The sequence below is a fragment of the Amycolatopsis echigonensis genome (genome assembly GCF_002846615.1).
Taxonomy (GTDB): domain Bacteria; phylum Actinomycetota; class Actinomycetes; order Mycobacteriales; family Pseudonocardiaceae; genus Amycolatopsis; species Amycolatopsis echigonensis.
On the sequence record NZ_PJMY01000003.1, the window covers coordinates 4922664 to 4939074 of the forward strand.

The 16411-nt window shown below is 68.9% G+C and carries 15 protein-coding genes and 1 tRNA gene; 10 read left to right on the top strand and 6 right to left on the bottom strand.

The genetic code is table 11. The features are described from left to right. Positions 1–55: 55 nt before the first annotated feature. The 7 genes from ATK30_RS28615 to ATK30_RS28645 all read left to right on the top strand — a co-directional run bounded on the left by ATK30_RS28615 (position 56) and on the right by ATK30_RS28645 (position 5991). On the top strand, positions 56–1120 hold the full coding sequence (locus ATK30_RS28615; protein WP_101438120.1) for an FAD-dependent oxidoreductase: 1065 nt from the start codon (positions 56–58) through the stop codon (positions 1118–1120). A 58-nt stretch (positions 1121–1178) separates the two neighbouring features. After that, positions 1179–1985, top strand: coding sequence for a metalloregulator ArsR/SmtB family transcription factor (locus tag ATK30_RS28620; protein WP_101438121.1), 807 nt, complete (start codon positions 1179–1181; stop codon positions 1983–1985). Beyond that, on the top strand, positions 1982–2572 hold the full coding sequence (locus ATK30_RS28625; RefSeq protein WP_101438122.1) for a dihydrofolate reductase family protein: 591 nt from the start codon (positions 1982–1984) through the stop codon (positions 2570–2572). Before ATK30_RS28620 ends, ATK30_RS28625 begins: the two co-directional genes overlap by 4 nt. A gap of 44 nt (positions 2573–2616) precedes the next feature. Further along, entirely contained in the window at positions 2617–3378 is a 762-nt protein-coding gene (locus ATK30_RS28630; RefSeq protein ID WP_244194745.1) for an SDR family NAD(P)-dependent oxidoreductase, read from the top strand. 18 nt (positions 3379–3396) lie between these two features. Further along, a complete protein-coding gene (locus tag ATK30_RS28635; protein WP_101438124.1) occupies positions 3397–3759 on the top strand; it encodes a MerR family transcriptional regulator in 363 nt (120 codons plus the stop codon). A 126-nt stretch (positions 3760–3885) separates the two neighbouring features. After that, positions 3886–5328 (top strand): ATP-binding protein, encoded by a 1443-nt coding sequence (locus ATK30_RS28640; protein WP_101438125.1) that lies wholly within the window; start codon positions 3886–3888, stop codon positions 5326–5328. Between the two features lie 156 nt (positions 5329–5484). Continuing rightward, positions 5485–5991 carry a hypothetical protein gene (locus ATK30_RS28645; RefSeq protein WP_143271442.1) on the top strand — a complete coding sequence of 169 codons (507 nt, stop codon included), beginning with the start codon at positions 5485–5487 and terminating at the stop codon, positions 5989–5991. Positions 5992–6093: 102 nt separating this feature from the next. Here the strand turns inward: ATK30_RS28645 and ATK30_RS28650 are convergent. Further along, positions 6094–6167 (bottom strand) — tRNA-Leu (locus ATK30_RS28650). 124 nt (positions 6168–6291) lie between these two features. Between ATK30_RS28650 and ATK30_RS28655 the strand changes: the two genes are divergently transcribed. After that, on the top strand, positions 6292–6513 hold the full coding sequence (locus ATK30_RS28655) for a DUF3618 domain-containing protein (protein WP_037358573.1): 222 nt from the start codon (positions 6292–6294) through the stop codon (positions 6511–6513). 465 nt (positions 6514–6978) lie between these two features. Here ATK30_RS28655 and ATK30_RS28660 read toward each other — a convergent pair whose 3' ends face one another. Together ATK30_RS28660 and ATK30_RS28665 are read right to left on the bottom strand one after the other, a co-directional pair. Next, positions 6979–7485, bottom strand: a complete 507-nt coding sequence (locus ATK30_RS28660) for a hypothetical protein (protein ID WP_101438127.1) — start codon at positions 7483–7485, stop codon at positions 6979–6981. A 220-nt stretch (positions 7486–7705) separates the two neighbouring features. Continuing rightward, a complete protein-coding gene (locus tag ATK30_RS28665; protein ID WP_101438128.1) occupies positions 7706–8305 on the bottom strand; it encodes a TetR/AcrR family transcriptional regulator in 600 nt (199 codons plus the stop codon). Positions 8306–8526: 221 nt separating this feature from the next. On the opposite strand from ATK30_RS28665, the gene ATK30_RS28670 reads away from it, so the two are divergent. Together ATK30_RS28670 and ATK30_RS28675 are read left to right on the top strand one after the other, a co-directional pair. Beyond that, positions 8527–9735 carry an IS110 family RNA-guided transposase gene (locus ATK30_RS28670; protein ID WP_091517282.1) on the top strand — a complete coding sequence of 403 codons (1209 nt, stop codon included), beginning with the start codon at positions 8527–8529 and terminating at the stop codon, positions 9733–9735. Between the two features lie 83 nt (positions 9736–9818). Next, positions 9819–11279 carry a flavin-containing monooxygenase gene (locus tag ATK30_RS28675; protein ID WP_101438129.1) on the top strand — a complete coding sequence of 487 codons (1461 nt, stop codon included), beginning with the start codon at positions 9819–9821 and terminating at the stop codon, positions 11277–11279. Between the two features lie 306 nt (positions 11280–11585). Here the strand turns inward: ATK30_RS28675 and ATK30_RS47550 are convergent, their stop codons facing one another. From ATK30_RS47550 to ATK30_RS28690, 3 genes are all read right to left on the bottom strand, one after another. Continuing rightward, positions 11586–12176 carry a helix-turn-helix domain-containing protein gene (locus ATK30_RS47550; RefSeq protein ID WP_101438130.1) on the bottom strand — a complete coding sequence of 197 codons (591 nt, stop codon included), beginning with the start codon at positions 12174–12176 and terminating at the stop codon, positions 11586–11588. A 124-nt stretch (positions 12177–12300) separates the two neighbouring features. Next, a complete protein-coding gene (locus tag ATK30_RS28685) occupies positions 12301–13989 on the bottom strand; it encodes an LCP family protein (protein WP_101438131.1) in 1689 nt (562 codons plus the stop codon). A 164-nt stretch (positions 13990–14153) separates the two neighbouring features. Further along, entirely contained in the window at positions 14154–16334 is a 2181-nt protein-coding gene (locus ATK30_RS28690) for a phospholipase A2 (RefSeq protein ID WP_101438132.1), read from the bottom strand. Positions 16335–16411: the final 77 nt, after the last annotated feature.

The following is a 16411-nucleotide window of genomic DNA, read 5'->3' on the forward strand; positions in this document are numbered from 1 at the left end:
AGTGCAAAACAGCATTCATTGCAAAATTGCACTGAGTGCGATTATCGTGAGGTGCATGACTCGTGACGTGCTCGTGTGCGGTGCCGGGATCGCTGGTTCGACCCTCGCGTTCTGGTTGGCGCGCAATGGTTTCCGGCCGACTGTCGTAGAACGGGCGGCCGGTCAGCGCAGCAGCGGCAACCCGGTGGACGTCCGCGCCGGTGCGATGGAGGTGGCCGACGCGATGGGTGTCGTGCCGCGGTTGCGCGAGGTCGCGACGCACGCGCGCCGGTTGCGGGTGCTCAACGCGCGCGGGCGTTCGGTGGCCACGGTGCGGATGGCGGTGCGCAAAGAGATCGAAGTTCCGCGCGCCGATCTGGCCTCCGCGCTGTACGAAGCGGCGAGCGACGACGCTGAAATCCTCTTCGACGACACCGTCGCCGCGTTGCAGCAGGACGAAGGCGGGGTCGACGTCACCTTCGAACACGCTGCGCCGCGCCGGTTCGACCTGGTGATCGGAGCGGACGGCGTGCACTCGGCGGTGCGGCGGCTCGTGTTCGGCGCCGAGGAGAAATTCGTCCGGCACGCCGGGTTGTATGTCGGGACGGTGTCGCTCGGCGAGCCGTCCGACTGCCCGGAGGACGTGGTCCTGCTGAACACTCCGGGCAGGCTCGTGGCGATCCATCCAGTGCGCGGGAATTGCGGGGTCGCGTTCATCTTCCGTGCGCCGAATCCCGGTCAGGGCAAGGAAATCGTGTCCACTGCCTACCGGGGGCTCGGCTGGCGAGTCCCGGAGTTGCTTGCGCGCTTCGAAGCCGCGGACGACGTGTTCTTCGACGCGGTCGCCGTGGTCGATCCGCCGAAGTGGCACCGCGGCCGGGTCGCGCTGGTCGGCGATGCCGCTTCCTGCGTCTCCCTGCTGGGCGACGGTTCGAGCCTCGCGATCGTCGGCGCGCACACCCTGGCCACGGCGCTCGCTGAAGGAACCCATTCCGAGGCGTTCGCGCACTACGAGGCGACCCATCGAGCGCGCGTAAAGCCCAAGCAACGCGGGGTCCGGGTGGCGGCTTCGATGCTGGTCCCGCGCACGAAGCGGGGGCTGGCGGTCCGCAACCTCGCCGCCCGGCTGCTGCCCGGCTGAACCCGGTCCGAAAAGAATTCCTTGACACGAATATTCGATCTGATGAATACTTCGGTGCATGGACGGGATCGCCTCAGCACTCGCAGACACCACCAGGTGGCAGCTGGTCGAGCTGCTCGCGCAGCGGCCTCGGTCCGTCGGCGAGCTGGCTGAGCTGACTGGGCTGCGGCAGCCGCAGACGACCAAGCACCTGCAGACGCTCGCGCGCGCCGGCCTGGTCACCATGGCCCCGCTCGGGCAGCGGCGGGTCTACGCGGCCGAAGCGGCCCCGCTGCGGGAGTTCGCGGACCAGTTGCACAAGCTGGCCGAGACGGTCGAGGCGCACGCGGGGGAGCGCGATGTGCTCGATCGCTACCGCGCGGCGATCGAAGCCGAAACCGCGGCCGCGGACCGGGATCGCTGGGCCGACGGACGCGCGTTCTCTTTCGAGCGGGCGCTGCCGGTACCGCCGGAAACGGTCTGGCGGTACTGGACGGACGCCGGGCTGCTGGCGTCGTGGTGGGTCCCGCCGTCCCTGACTGTCACCGAGTGTGTCCTCGAACCGGAACCGGGCGGGCGAGTCGTTCTCGCCTACCGCGACGCCGAAGGCACGTACCGCTCGGAAGGGCAGGTCCGGACCGCTCGCGCGACCGAGCGGCTCGAGTTCGACCTGTCGGTGCTGGACGCGGCCGGCGCCGTCGCGTTCAGCGGCCACTACGACCTCGCCCTCGCCGCGGCGAACGGCGGCACCCGGCTGCGGCTGGGTCTGGAGATCAGCGCAACGACCGTCGAGGCCGTGTCCGCCATCGCCGGAATCGAAACCGGCTGGGGACAGGTCCTCGACCACCTCACCGAAGTCATCGCCCGGAAGGAAGTCCAGTCATGACCGAACGTCGTGTCACCGCCAACCTCGCCCTGACCCTCGACGGCCGCTACCACGGCCCGGAAGGCCCCGGCGACATGAGCGCGATCATCCCCTACGTGACTACCGAAACCGCGCGCAACCAGATGACCCGCATCTGGGAGAACGCGACGACCGCGCTGCTCGGCCGCCGCAACGCGGAAGGCTTCCTCGGCTTCTGGCCGACCGTCGCCGCCGACGAAAACGCCGACCCGCGCGACCGCGGCTACGCGAAATGGTTGGTGGACACGGAAAAGGTCGTTCTGTCGAGCACGCTCACCGAGTCGCCGTGGGAGCGCACGCGCGTCGTGAACGCGCCCACCGCCGAGGTCGTCACCTCCCTCAAAGCCGAGGGCGAGGGCGACATCCTGGTCAACAGCAGCGTCAGCGTGATCAAGGCGCTGCTGGCCGAGGACCTGATCGACCGGCTGTACCTGATCATCTGCCCGGAAATCGCCGGCGGCGGCCCCCGCCTGTTCGACGACGGCCTGCCGGGTACCAAGTGGACAGTCGCGCACCAGGAGACCGGCAATCTCGGTGAAGTGGCGCTGGTTTACGACCGCGTGCGCTGATCGGCTTGACCTTCACGCATACGGCAATGTTTAGCGTCGATCGCATGAGTGAAGGACAGTTTCAAGGCAAGGCCGTGATCGTCACCGGCGGCGGAACGGGCATCGGACAGGTCACCGCGCGCGAGTTCGCCCGGCGAGGCGCGAACGTCCTCGTCGTCGGCCGGACGGCGGAGCGGCTCGCTGAAACTGCGGAGGGCTCCCCGCGGATCCGCCTGTTCGCCGCCGACCTCACCGAGGCGGGTGCCGCGGAGGCGATTGTCGTTGCGGCGCTTGCCGAATTCGGCCGGATCGACGTGCTGGTGAACAACGCCGGCATCGTCGGACCGGCCGCGCTGGGAGAGATCAAGGCCGGCGCGTTCGACGAAGTGGTCGCGACGAACCTGCTCGCGCCGGTCTACCTCGTGCAGGCCGCGATGCCGCACCTGAGCGAGACCGAGGGCGCGGTGGTCAACGTGACGACCGCGATCGGACAACGCGGATGGCCGATGCCCGGCCGCGAGTTCTACGCGGCGACGAAAGCCGCGCTGGAGTCGCTGACCCGAAGCTGGGCAGTGCAGCTGGCCCCGCGCGGCATCCGCGTCACCGCGGTCGCCCCCGGCCCGGTCGCCACCGAGATCTACGCACGCGAGGGCCTGTCCGCCGAGCAAGGCAAGGCACAGCACGAAGGCCTGCGGGAAATGGTGCCCCTGCGGCGGCTGGCCCAGCCGGAAGAAGTCGCCCACTGGATCGTCGAAGTCGCCAGCCCGGACGCGGAGTACATCACCGGCGTAGTGATGCCCGTCGACGGCGGCGCAGTGATCGCTTAGCGGCGTACGCTCGGGCTGGTGCGGATCGGAGAGCTGGCGAAGGCCACCGGTGTCACCACCAGGGCGTTGAGGTTCTACGAAGAGCAGGGACTGCTGACCGCGGCCCGCTCCCACAACGGTTACCGGCACTACGACGAGTCCGCGATCGAGCGGGTGGCGAACATCCGCTACCTGCTCGATTCAGGGCTCACGATGGAAGACATCCGCCCGCTGGGCTCGTGCCTGCAAGGGGATCTGCCCGCGCGACAGCTGTCGTCAAGCGCGGTGGAACTGGTGAATCGCCGGCTGGCGGTGCTGGACGAGCGAATCGAGACGCTGACCCGGGTAAGGAAGCAGCTGTCGTCACGAGCGGCGGCGGCTCGGGGCGGCGTCGGGGCCTGATCCCGGGCGGGTGGCGGTCTCACGAGTCGATGCTGTGGCAGACAGTAGCTGTTCGCTCACGGTGATCTCAGGTAAGTATGATTCATTCTAAGTAAGATCCGATCATACTTAGATGAGGTCAAGCACGTGGTGGATTTCCCAGGACGCGCGAACGATCTCGCATTGCTTGAGCGGCAGCTGCGCCTCGTCCGGGACGCGGCTGCCACTACTCCCGGCCAAGCCGTGATCGTCACCGGCCGCAGGCGAGTGGGCAAATCTCGGCTCGTCCAGGAGTTCTGCGACCGCTCCGGGCTGCCCTATCTGATCTTTCAGGCGTCTCGCGGCCGCAATCCGGCCGCGGAGCGCGCTGACTTCGCCGCCGCGCTCGCCGAGACCGCCCTGCCCGGCGCCGATCTGGTCGCCGGGGCGCTCGGCTCCGACTGGAACCAGGCACTGCGCGCACTGGCAGTCGCGGTACCCGAGCAAACCCCCAGCATCATCGTCCTCGACGAGGTGCCGTGGCTGGTCGAGCAGGACCGCGAGTTCGAAGGCGCCCTCCAGACCGTCTGGGATCGGTACCTGTCGACCAAGCCCGTGCTGCTGTTGCTGGTCGGAAGCGACCTGTCGATGATGGAGTCCCTCCAGGAGTACGGCCGTCCGTTCCACGGCCGCGCTGGCCGCATGCTCGTGCGACCCCTAAACCCGGCCGACGTCCAGCGAATGACCGGGCTCGAGCCGGCAGAGGCCATCGACGCGTTCTTGATCACCGGCGGCTTTCCGGAGATCGTCCAACGATGGAAGCCGGGCACCAGCCGTACCGCGTTTTTGCGTGATCAGCTCGCCGACCCGCTTTCCCCGCTGCTGATGGCGGGAGAACTGTCCCTGCTGGGCGAGGTCCCTGAACCGTCGCACAGTCGCTCCGCCCTGGAAGCGATCGGCACGGGCGAACGCACATTCGGAGCGATCGCCCACCGGATCGGCGTCGGCAACCCGATCCCTTCCGGCACCCTTGCCCCCATCCTGAATACCCTGACGACCAAGCGCATCGTCGCCGTCGACACTCCGTTGGCCACCCGCCCGGACACCAAGAACAAGCGCTACCGGATCGAGGATCCGTACTTGCGGTTCTGGCTGGCATTCCTGCAGCGCGGCATTGCCGAGGTCGAACGCGGCCGCGGCGACTTGGTCGCATCACGCATCGAAAGGTCGTGGCCGTCCTGGCGCGGCCGTGCTGTCGAGCCCGTCGTCCGGGAGGGCCTTGAACGGCTCCTTCCCGACGACCGGCTGCCCGGCGCGGACGTCGTGGGCGGCTGGTGGAACCGGCAGAACAACCCGGAGATCGACCTGGTCGGCGCCGACCGCGAACGGCCCGCCGCGACCCGCATCGCGTTCACGGGCTCCATCAAGTGGCTGGAGACCGAACTGTTCGGCAAACGCGAGTGCGAAAGCTTGCTCGCCGGATCCATGTCGATCCCCGGACGCGACTACGCGACGCCCTTGATCGCAGTGTCCCGCAACGGCGTCGAAGACGGACTGCCGCTGGCTGCCTCGTTCGGTCCCGAAGAGATCGTCGAGGCTTGGCGGCGTTGAGCGCACAGCTTCGTGCGGCGAGAATCCGCCGCCCTCAAGGAACGCGTCTCCTGCTTCTTGGGTGCGGCTGGCGACAATCTCTCGTTCGGTTCGGCGGTAACACGGCAGCGGCCGATGGCGACTTGCCAAAACAGCCCGTTCGAACTGGAGGGTGCGATGACGAGTACCCGCCTCGTTGTCGGTGTCGGCGCCCTGGTGCTCGCCATCACGGCCACGGCAACGGTCACCTACGTCGTGACGGAGCCGAATGCGACGGCGTTGCTCCCTCCGGTGTCGGTCCCGCTGCCTAAGAACACATTCATGCTGACCGGTGTCATCACGATCGAAAGCGGTCCGTCAGGGGTGCGGTCGACCGGCGCCGGAGGGACTGACTCCGACTGCCAAGGGACGGGCGGATACTCGGACCTCACGCCCGGAACTGCTGTCAAGGTGTCCGACAGGTCCAGCCAGGTAATCGCAACCGGTTCGATCACCGGCGGAGAGGCGCAAACTGCCTATTCCGACGGACAGAACGTCGTGACCGGCTGCCAGTTGGGGTTCACCGTCAACGATGTCCCCGACGGGTTGCCGTCCTATGTGCTGACCGTCTCTCATCGCGGAGACCAGTTTCTGACGGCTGATCAGGCGCACGCGCCGATCACGCTCACCATCGGCGGCGGGTGACCCGGCAGCCTCAGCCCGTCCGTCTTCTTGTGGCATTCCTCTGGCCCGCTTGATGCGGATCATCGACCCCGAAATGCCGCGCCACTGGTGAGAGCTCCAGGGTGGGGCCGGAGAGACTCGAACTCTCACTGGCACGGACCTAAACCGTGTGCCTCTGCCAATTGGGCTACGGCCCCCAGGAATCAGGTGTGATCGTAGCGCGCGCCACGTTCGGGTTCGCTCGGCGTGGCCAGTCGCCGTCGCGCGGGGGTTGTCCTCTACCGTGGACCGCCTACAGTCCGACTGCGGCGAGGAGGGCACGTGGCTCGCGACCCCGAGACCATCGAGCGTGAGATCGAGCAGGCGAGGACCGCTTTGGCGGCGACCCTCGACCAGCTGGGCACGAAAGCCAACCCGCAGAAACTCGCCGAACAGGCGAAGGACGGCGTGCGCGCGAAGCTCGACAACCCGAAGGTCAAGTACCCGCTGATCGGGGCTGGCGTGCTGGTGGCCGTGCTGCTGGTGCGGAAGCTGTTCCGCTGACGGCTCGCGCTGACACGCTGACGGTCACGCCGAGTGCTGTTCCGGCCGCGGCTGCGGGAGTTGTCGACTAGCTCCCTGGATGGCGGATGGGCAGGCGTGATTGTCACGCCGGGTGAACTTCGTGAGAAGAGCCACTGAATCAGGGGTCACCTGTTTGGCGGTCGCTCACCTGGGTCGGTCGGGAGCACCACGTTCGCCGAATCGGGCTACCCCTTGGGGGTGACGAGACGGTTTTTCCCGCTGTGCTGGACGCAGGCCGCTGTTTGCGGGCGCGAGGGGATGCCGAATCCGTGAGCGGACGTCGAGACGGCCGGATCTGGCCCCGCCGGGCGGTGAAGGTCTGCGACAGCAGCGCTCAAGCGCCCCAGGGCGAGCGCTCGTCAGCGTGCGCTCGGGCACTGCGGCAAGAGAAATGCGCGCAGGGCAAAGCCAGCCCGCGAACAACGCGAGCCGGACAGAACTAGGTCAGGCGCGTGTGACCGGAGGCGTGGCCGACGCGCCCGCTGTCACACCGGGGCGGTTCGCCTCGGGCTTGCGGTCCTCGACCTCTTTCGGCAGCTGCTTGCTCGGCGGCAACGCTGGCTTCGCGGCCTTGTCCTTCTCCGTGGCCGAGGACGAGGCCGAGGTCGAGGACGACGTCGAGGCAGCTGGCGCGGAAGTCTTGCTGGACCCCGAAGCGGCTTCCTTGGCCGCCTTCGCACCGCCCGACGGCGGGATTTCCAGCGGCTCGATCTCCGGCAGCGTCAGGCGCGCGGCCATGTACGCGCTGGTGAACTCCAGTGCGTTGCCGTTCAGCAGGTGCACGACCGTGGGTCGCTCGTTCGGGGCGAGCTTCTCCACGAGCTGGTCGGCCCGGTCGCGGGCGGCGATGATGCCCGGCGCCTTGCCGGTCAGCTCCTTGCCGCGGCCGCTGACGGTGATCGTCCAGTCGTCGTTGTCGTGCTTGTACGTCGCCGTGATCGTTTCCACCACTGCCTCACCCCTCTCGTCATCAGCATGCGTCACAGGTCGAGACCCGGCCACCGCAAACTCATGACGCGATTCCTGCTCGCGGGCCGCTGGCGCGACACTCAGTGTGTCTTTCTACCGTGTCATCGATACCGCAAGAAAACTCTGTGTCACAAGTAACGGGACGAGATGTGCGCTGAGTGACGACCGAATGGACTAATGCACGGTCATCTTCACGTGCACGTTAAATCGCTCGCTGTGACAACCCGGCCCACAGCAGATCCATGGCGTACTCGGTGGCCTTCTCCGGGGTCACCTCCGGGAAGCGCTCGCACCAGATCGCCAATCGCTCGCAGGCTCCGACGACGAACTCGGCCGAGGCTTCGGCGCGCAGGGTGTCCTCGCTGTCGAAGTAGCCGCTCATCAAGGCGGTGATCAGGTCGGTCTGCTGCCGGCGGGTTTCTTCGATCTCGTCCGCGGCGGGCGTGCCGATGAGGGCCATCTCGTGCCGCAGCAGCGACCAGGCCTGGCGGCGCTCGCGGATGAAGACGAAGAACGCCAGCAGCCCGCGCCGCAGCGCCTCCTGTGCGGACTCCGCGCCGACGATCGACTGCTCGGTGGCCTCCTGCAACGCCGAGCGCGACTGCCGGATGCAGGCCAGCAGCAGGCCCTCCTTCGAGTTGAAGTACTCGTACAGCATCGGCTTGGACACACCGACCAGCTCGGCGATCTCGTCCATCGACGCCATCGCGTAGCCGCGCTCGCCGAAGACCTGCTCGGCGACCTCGATCATCTGCCTTTCCCGCTCGGCTCGGGGCATGCGCTTGCGCTTGGCGGTGGTCATGCCGCCCTACCTTTCAGGGATGTCCGCGGTCCGCGAGGATCGGCGGATGCAGGTGGAGCGGGTATGGCTTTCATGCCTGCTGCCGGTGATGGTTCAGAGTGCTGTGCCGCCCGCTCCACCACCTGGTTCTGACCGCTGATTAGGCACTGCGAACCATCGCTATGTAGGGCGTTGACGGCGGAATCGGGACGCACCACACCGTGTGATCGACCGGAGGTTCGATGGCAGTAAAAGCAGGCATCGATGTCGCCAAGGAGTTCCACTGGGTCGCGATCGTCGCCGCCGAGACCGGGAAAGTCCTGCTCTCCCGGCGCGTCGACAACGACCCGGACAGCATCGACGCCCTGATCGCCCAGCTGCGCCAGGCCGAAGCCGAGCACGGCGAGCTCACCGCCGCGATCGACCTGATGGGCGGAGTGGCCAGCTTGCTGACCGCCATGCTGCTGGAGGCAGGTGTCCGCCTGGTCCACGTCCCGGGCCTGGTGGTCAACCGAGCCCGCCGCGCCAGCAAGGGCGGCGAAGCCAAATCCGATCCCCGCGACGCGGCCACCATCGCCGACCAGCTGCGCCTGCGCGACGACTGGCGCATCGTCACCGCCGAGGACGACATCACCCTCGACCTGCGGATGCTGGTCTCCCGACGCCGTGAACTCGTCATCGATCAGACCCGCCGCCTCAACCGGCTGCGCGAAACCCTGGCCGGGTTCTTCCCCGGCCTGGAACGCGTCGTGGACGTGACCAACCTCAGCGACCTGCGGCTTCTGGTCCGCTTCGTCACACCGGAAGAGGTCCGCGAAGCCGGACGCGACGGCCTGATCGATCACATGCTGGCCGCGGGCGTCCGCCGCAGCTATGCCGAACCCTTGGCAGGCAAGGCGATTGCGGCCGCTCAGGCCCAGCATGTGATCGTTCCCGGGCAGAAGCGCATGGCCGAGTTCGCCCGCGAGTTCGCCACCGACGCGATCGCGGCCCGGCACCGCATCGGCGAACTGGAGAACCAGATCGCCGACGGGCTCGACCGCCACCCTGACGCGGCCCTCGTCCGAAGCCTGCCGGGGATGGGGGCCACCCTGACCGCGGAATTCCTCGCGGAGGCAGGAAACCTGGACCGCTTCACCAGCGCCGATCAGCTCGCTTCGGCCGCCGGCCTCGCGCCGGTCCTGCAGCAGTCCGGGAAGATGAACTACCTGCGGCGAGCCACCGCCGGCAGCAAACACCTGAAGTTCATCTTCTACCAGTCCGCGTTCTGCGCGATCCGCACCGACCCACTCAGCAAAGCTTTCTACCAGCGCAAACGCGCCGAAGGGAAGCGCCATCACCAGGCACTGATCGCGCTGGCCCGACGACGCATCAACGTCCTCTACGCGCTCCTGCGCACCCGCCAGCCTTACCAGGCCGACTACCGACACACCACGGCTACCGCTGCTTGACATAAACATTAGGCAGCACACTCTACCGCCAGTAATCTACTCCGGGTAAGCTGGACTTCGGGTAACAGTTAACGGGAGGACGCATGGGCAACCGCACCGAGACCGGCGTGATCGTGGTCGGCACCGGGTTCTCCGGGCTCGGCATGGCGATTCAGCTGCGCAAGGACGGCCGCGACGACTTCGTGGTGCTCGAGAAGGCGCACGACGTCGGCGGGACCTGGCGCGACAACAGCTACCCCGGTTGCGCGTGCGACATCCCGTCGCACATGTACTCGTTCTCCTTCGAGCAGAATCCCGGCTGGTCGCGCGCGTACTCGCCGCAGCCGGAGATCTACGAGTACATGCGCGGGGTCGCCGACAAGTACGACCTGCGCCGCTTCATCCGCTTCGGCCAGGAGATGACCGGCGCGCGCTGGGACGCGGAGGAGAGCCGCTGGCACGTCAGCACCCGCGGCGGCGACGAGTTCGTGGCTCCGGCGCTGGTCGCGGGCGTCGGCGCGCTGCACCGGCCGATGATCCCCGACCTGCCGGGCATCGAGCGGTTCCAGGGCCGCGCGTTCCACTCCGCCGAGTGGGACCACGACTTCGACTTCGCCGGCAAGCGCGTCGCCGTGGTCGGCACCGGGGCCAGCGCGATCCAGTTCGTGCCGAAGATCGCGCCGGAGGTGGCCGAGCTGACGTTGTTCCAGCGCACGCCGCCGTGGGTGATGCCGAAGGCCGACCGCGACATGCCGGGCTGGCTGCGCGGGCTGTTCCGCGCGGTGCCGCCGGTGCAGCGGCTGTACCGGGATTTCCTTTACTGGGCACTGGAAGCGCGCGCGATCGGCTTCAACGGCCAGCCGTGGATCATGAAGATCGGGCAGCGGCTCGCGAAGAGCAACATCGACCGCGCGGTGAAAGATCCGGAGCTGCGCGCCAAGCTGACCCCGGACTACACCATGGGCTGCAAACGCGTGCTCATCTCGAACGACTACTACCCGGCGCTGGCCCGCGACAACGTCGACGTGGTCACCGACGGCGTCGCCGAGGTGCGCGAGCACAGCGTCGTCGACCGGGCCGGCGTCGAGCACGAGGTGGACGCGATCGTCTACGGCACCGGGTTCCACGTGACCGACGCGTTCGACAGCCTGGAGATCGTGGGCCGCGACGGGCGGAACCTCGCGAAAGAGTGGGCGACCGAGGGGATGCGGACGCATCTCGGGATCACCGTCAACGGCTTCCCGAACCTGTTCTTCCTCCTCGGGCCGAACACCGGGCTGGGCCACAACTCGGTGGTCTTCATGATCGAGGCGCAGATTTCCTACATCGCGAAGGCGTTGCGGCTCGCGGGCGATCGGGCGCTGGAGCCGCGCGAGGACGTGCAGGAGCGGTTCAACGCCGAGGTCCAGCACAAACTCGAGAAGGGCATCTGGACCCAGGGCGGCTGCAAGAGCTGGTATCTCGACGCGAAGGGCGTCAACCGGACGATCTGGCCGGGCTTCACCTGGCGGTACTGGCTGGACACCCGGACGGTGCGGCGGGAGGACTACGAACTGCTCGGGTGAGCCGGCACGAGGGGGACTTTCGCGGCGGGGGATGGAGCCGCGAAGGTCCCCCTCGTGGTCTCCGTGGCAGTCCACAGTGGACCACGGGGGTACGAGGGGAGGCCTTCGCGGCAGGGGAGGAGTCGCGAAGGCTCCCCTCGTAGTCCGAGGGCCCGGCGGGCAGCGTTCAGCAGGGAGCGGGCGCTCCACAGTGGACGCGGGCCGGACGTGGGCGGCGTTGTCGTCGAGCGGAAAGAAACCTGAGCAGTACGAGGGGGACTTTCGCGGCAGGGGAGGAGTCGCGAGGGTCCCCCTCGTGGTCTGCGGTCAGGCGGGCGCGAGCTTGCGCAGGTGCGAAACCAGCTCGGCGGTGGGAAGGCCGCACAGTTCGGCCATGCGCTCCAGCGCGGCGAAGTCGAACGACACCTCGTCGGACGAAGTGCTCGACGAAGCGGGCTGGCCCGAAGTCGCGGGAGCGGAAGTGCTTGGCGTGCCTGAAGATCCGGATACGGAAGCGGGCGGCCGGGAGGCGGCGCCCGAGCGGACGGACGACCCCGGCAACGCGACTCCGCTCTGCCGCAATCTTCCTTCGGCCCAGCGCCGCAGCGGAGTCAGTTCCGGACCGGCCTCCTCGACGACCCGGCGCAGGTCCACGCGGACCCGGCCCGGTTCCTCGGTGAAGACCCGGCTGTGCACCTTCGCCAGCAGATCCTGCGGAAGCTCGTCCATCGCCATGCACAGTTCGACCAGGCGCACCACGGAACACTGCCGGGTACCCAGTTCGTACGTCGCCAGTGTCTGCAGCGAGATTTCGCTCTGCAGATGCGCGTTCAGCTCTTTGCGCGTCCACCCCCGGCCACGCCTGAGCTTGCGCAGCTCGTCTCCCAGCACCCGCTGGTAGTGCTCAGCGTCGATCACGGCCCCTGCCCCTCAACCAACTTCGCGGACGCGGGCTTGCGTCCCGATGGTGAAAGTGCCGAGGCGGCCGCTCATTACGCGGGTTTCGGGAAAATTCTCGGCTTGCCCCGAATGGAGCAACGCGTCAGTTGACGCAGGGCACTCCGTCAGCGGTGATCGGCTGGTCGTCGCTTCCCGGGCCCGAGGGCGTGGGCGGGGGAGAGGACTCCTGCTGCGCCGAAGGGGCTTGCGCCGCACCGGTTCCGCTCGACGCGCCGACCGCCGACGGCTGGTAGTCCGACCCCAGGAACACCTTCACGTGGCCCTTGGGCACGCTCTTGTCTTCCTGCACCGTCGCCTTCGTGCCGAGCGCGTCGGCGACCGCTTGCCCGGCCGCTTCGCCGCCGTTGGGGACCCAGATCACAGTCGTCTTGCGCGAGGACGCGTTGTCCGTGTCACCCGCGGTGAAACCCTTGTCCACCAGCTGCTTGGACACGGTCGCCGCGAGACCGGTGCGGTCCGAGGCGTTGCGCACGTCGACCGTCGTGTCCTTGTGCGACTCGTTCGGCTTCGGCTGCGGTTGCTGCGCCGGGGCGCCGTCGGATCCGGTCTGCGGGCCGGAGAGGCCCTGCACGAACGCCTTCACCTTCGCCGGGTCGACCTTGATCGCGACGCCGTCGGTGGGCGTGTGGTACTCGACGTTGTCGACCGGGATGGTGCGGAACTCCAGCTGCCCGCCGGTGAGGCCCTTCATCTGCTGGGCGAAGTTGAAGATGTCCCAGTTCTGGTTCAGCACCACGGACTTCTTGATCGCGTCGATCAGCGAGTTGAGCTTGGACGGGTCGGTCAGCGTCCCCGCGGACAGCACCTTGCGCGCCATGCCGGCCATGAACACCTGCTGGCGCACCACCCGGTCGAGGTCGCCGCGCGGCAGCCCGTGCCGCTGCCGGACGAACTCCAGCGCCTCGACGCCGGAGATGGTGTGCTGGCCCTTGGTGAACTTCGCGCCGGAGTACTCGTCGTCGACGTTGTCCTTCAGGCAGACGTCCACGCCGCCGACGGCCTTCGTGATGTCGCTGAAGCCGAGCAGGTTGATCGCCGCGTAGTTGTCGATCGTGGACCCGGTCAGCTCCTGGACCGTCGCGATCAGCAGCTTCGCCCCGGCCTGGTTCGACTTGACGTCGAGTTCCTTCGGATCGGTGACGCCCTGGGCCTGCAGGTCCTTGCGCGCCTGCAGCATCGCCCTCGCGTACGCCGAGTTGATCTTGTGCTTGCCGTACCCGGGGATGTCCACGTACGAATCGCGCGGCAGCGACATCGCGACGGCCTTGCTGCCGTCGTTCGGGATGTGCACCAGGATCAGCGTGTCGGTGTTCAGCTCGCCGTCCGATTCGCCCGCGCGCAGCTGGGCGAGCACTTCCGGGGACAGCGGATTGCCCTGCATGTCGGTGCGGCTGTCGAGGCCGACCAGAAGGATGTCGCGGGCGCCGTCGGCGGGTTTGTCGCCGCCTCCGCCGTCGCCGATCACGTCGGAGTAGTTCAGCCCGTTGACCAGCCCCTGCAGCGAGGCCCACGCGTACCCGGTGAGCCCCATGACCAGCAGCGACACCACCGTGAGAGCGATCTTCGCGCCGCGCAGCCCGCCGCCGCGGCGGGACCGCCCGCCAGGACGGCGCGGGGGCGGTCCGGGACGACGGGACGGACCCGCGGACGGCGGTTCGCGTCGCGAGCGGGGCGGTGGCCCGGGCCGCCGCGCCGGTCCCCTGCCGGGCTGGTCCTGCCACGAGCGGGCGGGGCGGCGATCGCCTTGCCCGTTCCGAGGCGGGTAGTCCACGGGCCGGCTCCTTCGTGTTGTTCTGGTCGTCCGCTTCTGGAGACGCATCGTGCCGGGCGGGGGTTGCGACGGATTCGCACCTCCCCCGTGCGGTGTGGCGCGCACCACCCATGGTCCGGTATCCGAACCATTTTCGCCCGGCCGGCGGTATGCGTGTCGCCGGATCAGGGTGTCGCGGTCGCCGCCCGTCTCGTCGGCACCATGCACGAACCCGCTCCGACCAGCGCGAATGCTGCGGTGAGGAGGTGCAGGACGACGACCGCCGAGCCGTGGGTCTCACCGCCGGCGGCGGCCACGAGCGACGGCACACAGGTCAGCGCGGCGGCGAACCACGTCGCGGCCGAGGTCGCCGCTGCGCCCGTCCGGACGGCGTGCAGCAGCAGGACGCCGAGGAGCAGGTGCACGAGGCTCTGGACCGGGTCGAGGCGAAGGCCGAGCACGTCGGCGTCCGCGGCTTCGGCGCCGAACCGGGCCAGCGCGAGACCGAACACGCCGAGCGTCGCGTACCCGATGCCCAGCGCGGCGGCTGCGCGAGTGAGCAGTACCGAACGACGGCCGGTCGGGGTGTGCGGAAGCGGGACGACAGGTGTCTCAATGCGAGGTTTGCCGGGTTTGCCCGGGTGTCGTTCGAACCACCAGAACACCAGCGCCGCGGGCACGAGCAGCAGCGCGACCGCGGCGAGCATGCGGGGCCGCAGCAGCCAGCTCAGTCCGTTCGCGATCGGTCCGGGCAGATAGACCACGGCGACGAGCAGCAGCATCGCGGCGAGGAACGCCAGATAGAGGCTCATCGGGGCGCGCAGCACGAGCGCGGCGGTGCGGGTCACCCGGTCACGTGCGGCCCAGCGCCGCAACGGTGTCGCGAGGAGCCCGATGAGGCCGAGCTGCGATACGCCCAGGAGGAGGACGGTCCACGGCCTCGCGGACAGCGCGGCAGGCGCGCCTGGGTTGCCGAGCAGTACCGGCGAAGCGTCGAAGGCGAACACTGCGACCGTGAGGGCCGCGACACCGCTTACGGCGGCGATAGCGAGCACCGAGCGGCGAAGCCGGACGCCCTCCGAGTACGCGAACGCCACCTGTTGCGCGAGGAGCGCTAGGGCGAGCGTGGCTGCGTAGCGCGGCCAGGAGACGTCCGTCCAGCTAGCGGCGAGCTCTCCGGCTACGACGATGGCAGTGAGCGCCGCGACCGACCACAGCCGCGTACGGAGGTAGAGCGCGAGCAGCATCGGCGCGCCGACGACGGTCAGCAGATAGACGCCAAGCAGCCACAGCGGGTGCAGCGCGATCCGCATGACGGTGGCGTTGGTTCCGGCCGGAATGCCCAGCAGCTCCAGCGCCAGCGGCACGATCAGGGCGACCACCGCGAAGATCAGCGCCGGGCGCAGCAGCGGACTGGACCGTTCGGCGACGTAATGCCGGTAGCCGCGGTCGCGTTCGGCCCGCCAGCCCGCCGCGTTGGCGAGCCCGCCCGCGAAGAAGAGCAGCGGGGTGAGCTGGGCAAGCCAGGTCAGCGGCCACCAGGTGCTTTCCGGCGCGCCCGCCCAGTCGGCCAGCGCGGTCGCCGATTCGCCGACCGTCAGCAGCACGGCCCCGGCGACGCCGAGCACCGCCCACGGCCGAGGGACGCCGCGGGGCAGGCGCGGACGCGGGGTCGTGCGGCGGGCGGTGTGCCACCCGCGCAGGCGCATCACGAGCAGGCAGCCGATCACGAGCACGCCCGCGACTATCGGGCCGATCGGGTCGCCGACCGGCGGGCCCCAGCGCTGATGCCACGAGTTGACCACCAGTCCGCTGGTGAACACCGACGCGACGAGCTGGCAGGTGCGCTCGGAGTTCATCGGGTTCAGCTCGCAGGTGCGGTGCATGTCCTTCTCGAGCCGGTCGTCGAGAGCGGCCCGGGCGGACTGGCCGAGCGGATGGCCCTTGTCGTTGGCGTAGCGGAGCAGGTCGTAGCCGAGGTCGTGCGCCTTGCACGGGACGGAGAAGTCCCACTTCGTGTTGTCGTCGCCCCACGGGGCGGAGCAGCCGCCGTCGAGGTGCGCCGCGCGGACGGTGCCGTCGCGGGCGGGCAGCGCGCCGGGCTTCACGCCGGTGACCGCGGTGAAGTCCTTCGGCAGGAGCGCCAGCGCGGTGGCTTCCCCGCCGGGATGGGCGAGCGCGTCGACCGCGTTCTGCGCCGCGAGCACGCCGCCGGTCGGCGGGCCCTGGTCGGGCGGGGACGCGGGCCGCGAGGCGATCAGGCCGAACCCGAACACCACGAGCAGGACGAGCAGCAGCCACCCGGACGTCGACAGGGGTCGGCGAACGCGAACGGCGGCCGGGGCACGGTCGTCGGTGGCTGGCATGCGCACCAGGGTGCCAGCCCGGCGCGCGCCGCGGGAGGCGGCTGTCCCCCTCACCCGCTTGGGGGTAACCCCCGAGG

Excerpts from the sequence above, each read along its gene's own strand:
- ATK30_RS28615 (WP_101438120.1), top strand. The coding sequence starts at position 56 with ATGACTCGTGACGTGCTCGTGTGCGGTGCCGGGATCGCTGGTTCGACC.
- ATK30_RS28620 (WP_101438121.1), top strand. The coding sequence starts at position 1,179 with ATGGACGGGATCGCCTCAGCACTCGCAGACACCACCAGGTGGCAGCTG.
- ATK30_RS28625 (WP_101438122.1), top strand. The coding sequence starts at position 1,982 with ATGACCGAACGTCGTGTCACCGCCAACCTCGCCCTGACCCTCGACGGC.
- ATK30_RS28630 (WP_244194745.1), top strand. The coding sequence starts at position 2,617 with ATGAGTGAAGGACAGTTTCAAGGCAAGGCCGTGATCGTCACCGGCGGC.
- ATK30_RS28645 (WP_143271442.1), top strand. The coding sequence starts at position 5,485 with ATGACGAGTACCCGCCTCGTTGTCGGTGTCGGCGCCCTGGTGCTCGCC.
- ATK30_RS28665 (WP_101438128.1), bottom strand. The coding sequence starts at position 8,305 with ATGACCACCGCCAAGCGCAAGCGCATGCCCCGAGCCGAGCGGGAAAGG.
- ATK30_RS28670 (WP_091517282.1), top strand. The coding sequence starts at position 8,527 with ATGGCAGTAAAAGCAGGCATCGATGTCGCCAAGGAGTTCCACTGGGTC.
- ATK30_RS28675 (WP_101438129.1), top strand. The coding sequence starts at position 9,819 with ATGGGCAACCGCACCGAGACCGGCGTGATCGTGGTCGGCACCGGGTTC.
- ATK30_RS28690 (WP_101438132.1), bottom strand. The coding sequence starts at position 16,334 with ATGCCAGCCACCGACGACCGTGCCCCGGCCGCCGTTCGCGTTCGCCGA.